Annotated in this window: 5 protein-coding genes; 2 read left to right on the top strand and 3 right to left on the bottom strand. The window is 64.3% G+C overall.

The genetic code is table 11. The features are described from left to right. Both EN745_RS32100 and EN745_RS32095 read right to left on the bottom strand, forming a co-directional pair. On the bottom strand, positions 1-510 hold a 510-nt coding region (locus EN745_RS32100; protein ID WP_189363230.1), incomplete at its 3' end, for an MltA domain-containing protein. A gap of 15 nt (positions 511-525) precedes the next feature. Next, the gene (locus tag EN745_RS32095) at positions 526-1236 is read right to left on the bottom strand and encodes a Tim44/TimA family putative adaptor protein (RefSeq protein WP_126057316.1); all 711 of its coding nucleotides are present in this window, start codon (positions 1234-1236) and stop codon (positions 526-528) included. 199 nt (positions 1237-1435) lie between these two features. On the opposite strand from EN745_RS32095, the gene EN745_RS32090 reads away from it, so the two are divergent. After that, complete coding sequence (locus EN745_RS32090) at positions 1436-1933, top strand: FxsA family protein (protein WP_127423104.1); 498 nt, start codon at positions 1436-1438, stop codon at positions 1931-1933. 174 nt (positions 1934-2107) lie between these two features. Beyond that, positions 2108-2605 (top strand): protein-export chaperone SecB, encoded by a 498-nt coding sequence (gene secB / locus EN745_RS32085; RefSeq protein WP_126057318.1) that lies wholly within the window; start codon positions 2108-2110, stop codon positions 2603-2605. Between the two features lie 73 nt (positions 2606-2678). On the opposite strand, the gene dnaQ is transcribed toward secB, so the two are convergent. Continuing rightward, entirely contained in the window at positions 2679-3401 is a 723-nt protein-coding gene (dnaQ, locus tag EN745_RS32080; protein WP_127423103.1) for a DNA polymerase III subunit epsilon, read from the bottom strand. Between the last annotated feature and the right edge of the window lie 57 nt (positions 3402-3458).

Raw genomic sequence — 3458 nt, 5'->3', positions numbered from 1 at the left:
CTCCAGCCCCTTGCCGGCGAGCGCGCCGCGCTCGATGGCGCCGCGGTCGAAATATTCGGCCAATCCGTTCGGCGCCGGGCGCGCGAAAGCGAGATAGGGATCCATGCCGGATGGCCGATTGGCGTCGTCGACATCGACCAGATCGGCCGGGCGTGAAAGCAGCGGCACCGTGAAGCGGTCCGTCCGTACCGGCGAGGCCTCGGCCTCCGGCTCATAGAAGCCGGTGACGAGACCGGCGCCGCCGGTTTCGGCGGTGACATGAGTGGGAACGAAATGGCGCTCGAAGAAGGCCCGGGCCTGCGCTCGATTCGGCAACGAAACGGCACGCGCCTCCCGATAGGCTTCGGCAAAGGCCTCGAAGCCGACGCCAAGCGAGCCCGTGCGATAGGGTTTGGTCAGGACATGGAAGGCCGAGCGGCGAAAGGCGGCATAGGCAGCGCGGTGGTCGTCCTCATCCCAACCGGGCAGCTCGCCAAAGGATTTTTCGCTGAAAAGGGAAGAGAGCGACACCGCCGCCGCCCGGGCTCAATCTTCTTCTTCGGTAGCGACGAGCTTCCAGTTCGGATCGCGCGAGCGCGTGTCGCGGGCGAAGGTCCAGACGTCCTTGACCTCGGCGACGGTTTCGGGGTCGCCGTCGATGACGGCGCCGGCCTTGTCGCGGGTCGCCGAAATCAGCTCGCTGACGATGCGCAGCGTGATGTGCGCTTCGCCGCCCTTCATCTCGGCGGCGACGATATCGGCCTTGTCGATGCCGACGAAGGAGGACTGGATCTTCTCCGACTTTGCCTCGCGATCCCCGATCGCGGCGACGAAGCCGTCAAAGACCTCGCGCGAGAGAAGGTTCTTCAGCGTCTTTCGGTCGCCGTCGGCATAGGCCATGACGATCATCTCGTAGGCCATCTTGGCGCCGTCGACAAAGCCCTTCGGATCGAAAGACGGGTCGTTGTCCTTGATCGTCCTCAGACCCTTGTTGAGATCGGTGTCGGGCCTGGCGAAGGCATCGATCTCGGCATAGGCGTCGGCGGCCGGTTCCCCCGGCGCCCGCTTTCGCGGCAGCGAAACCACATTCTCCGATTTCTGGCCGGCCTCCTGCTGCTCGCGCGTGCGGCTCGCCGAATAGGGGTCGAAGGGCGGGCGCTCGCTGCCCGTGCGACGGCCCAGCACGTTGCGCAGCTGGAAAAAGATCACAACCGCCGCAATCAGAAAGAAAATCGTGCCGAAGTCGAAGAAACCCATATCTTCCGCCAATTCGATCCCTGTCCTGGCCGGACCGCCGGCCAGCATCAGGCCGCGGTCGCATAGCGTTCAACACCCAAAGCATATAGAACGCTAGGCGCAATCATTCAAATCAAAGGCAGGCATACCTATCTAACGGGTCCGGTGCCAGCGGCGATTGCACGCTGGACGGGAAAACACGGAAACGATCGGCCAGGAATTGCGTATTTCACTGCTCCCATTGTTCGTCCTCGCGCTGCCGCTGCTGGAGATCGCCGGCTTCGTCGTCGTCGGCCGCCAGATCGGCGCCTTGGCGACGGTTGGCCTGGTGCTGGCCTCGTCGATCGCCGGCAGCCTGCTTTTGCGGCACCAGGGTTTTGGCGTGATGACGCGGGTGCGGGCCGAGATGGATGCCGGGCGCGATCCGAGCAGCCAGCTAGCGCATGGCGCGATGATCGTGCTGGCGGCGATCCTTCTGATCATTCCCGGTTTCATCACCGACATCCTCGCCATCCTGTTGCTTCTGCCGCCGGTGCGCGAACTCGCCTGGCGGATGCTGAAAAGCCGCATAGTGCTGGCGACCAGCTTCAGCGCCGGCTTCCAGGCACGGCCGCGCGGCAAGACAATCGATCTCGACGACAGCGACTATTCGCGCGCCGACGATTATACGCGCGGGCCCGACCACAATTCGCCCTGGCGCCGCCTCAAGGACGACTAGGCAATTTCCGGTCAAGTGTCTCAAGGTTCGCCGGCAGGAATCTGCGACAGAGATAGGCAACAACTGTGATCCCGCGCTGAGGCGGCAAACCTTGTCTTGTCATGCCGACCATGGTAGCGAACGCCCGGTTTCAATCCGGTCAGCAAGGCTGCCCAGGCAAAAGGACAAAGGCTCATGGCCAGCAAAGACGACGCGCCGACCGGCGCCGCCAACGGCAACGGCAACGCGCAGCCGACACTCAACGTGCTCGCCCAGTATGTGAAGGATCTGTCCTTCGAGAGCCCCGGCGCGCCGAATTCGCTGCGCGGCCGCGACAAGGCTCCCGGCATCGCCATCAATGTCAACGTCAACGCCAATCCGCTCTCGGACAAGCAGTTCGACGTCAACCTGACGCTGAACGCCAAGGCTTCCTTCGACCAGGAAGTGCTGTTCAACGTCGAGCTGGTCTATGGCGGCGTCTTCGCCATCAGCGGCTTCCCGCAGGAGCACATGCTGCCGATCCTCTTCATCGAATGCCCGCGGCTGCTGTTCCCCTTCGCCCGCCAGATCATCGCCGAGGCGACGCGCAATGGCGGCTTCCCGCCGCTGATGCTCGACCCGATCGATTTCGCGCAGATGTTCCAGCAGAAGCTGGCCGAGGACCAGGCGGCTGCCAAGGTTCAGGTGAGCTGATCCGCTCTTCATTAGGTGTCGAAAAGCCCGGCCTCGCGCCGGGCTTTTTGCATGAGATGCCGGCGGGACGGTGTTAGTTCTGTGCCGCCCCGGCTTCGGCTTCCACCTTCAGCCACAGCGCCTTTTCGCCGAGCGTGCGCACCAGGCCGGCATGCGCGGCGCGCTCGGCCTCGGTGAGGCGCGGCGGGAGCGCAATCGGCCGCGCGCCGATGGAGATGTCGATGTCGGCCACCTCGCCGGCGCCGTTCATCTGCACCGCCACCGCATCGAGGATCAGCGCCGCCTGCTTGCCGCCGATGAGCTCGATATAGACCTCGGCCAGCAATTCGGAATCGAGCAGCGCGCCGTGCTTGGTGCGGTGGGTGTTGTCGATGCCGTAGCGGCGGCAGAGCGCGTCCAGCGAGTTCGGACCCATCGGGTGCTTGCGGCGCGCCAGCGCCAGCGTGTCGACGACGCGGCCGACATCGATGACGGGATGGCCGAGCCGGCCGAATTCGAGATTGAGGAAGCCGATGTCGAAATTGGCGTTGTGGGCGATCAGCTTGGCGCCGTCGGTGAAGGCCAGCCACTCCTCGGCGATCTCCGAAAAGATCGGCTTGCCGACCAGGTCGGCGGCGCTGATGCCGTGCACGGCCTGCGCCTCGGCATGAACCGCCCGCCCCTGCGGGTTGATGAATCTGTGGAAGGTGCGGCCGGTCGGGAAGCGGTTGACCAACTCGACGCCGCCGAGCTCGATGATGCGGTCTTCGCGCATGTCGAGGCCGGTGGTTTCGGTATCGAAAATGATCTCGCGCATCGAATCAGTCCACTCTGAACGAGCAGAATCATCCAACGGAACAAAATGGCAATGGGG

The sequence above is a fragment of the Mesorhizobium sp. M4A.F.Ca.ET.022.05.2.1 genome (assembly GCF_003998845.1).
Classification (GTDB): Bacteria; Pseudomonadota; Alphaproteobacteria; order Rhizobiales; family Rhizobiaceae; genus Mesorhizobium.
The sequence above is the reverse complement of the archived record's forward strand: the minus strand, read 5'-3'. Positions and strand labels throughout refer to the sequence as shown.

Coding starts and splice junctions, on each gene's coding strand:
- dnaQ (WP_127423103.1), bottom strand. CDS start 3,401: ATGCGCGAGATCATTTTCGATACCGAAACCACCGGCCTCGACATGCGC.
- EN745_RS32095 (WP_126057316.1), bottom strand. CDS start 1,236: ATGGGTTTCTTCGACTTCGGCACGATTTTCTTTCTGATTGCGGCGGTT.
- secB (WP_126057318.1), top strand. CDS start 2,108: ATGGCCAGCAAAGACGACGCGCCGACCGGCGCCGCCAACGGCAACGGC.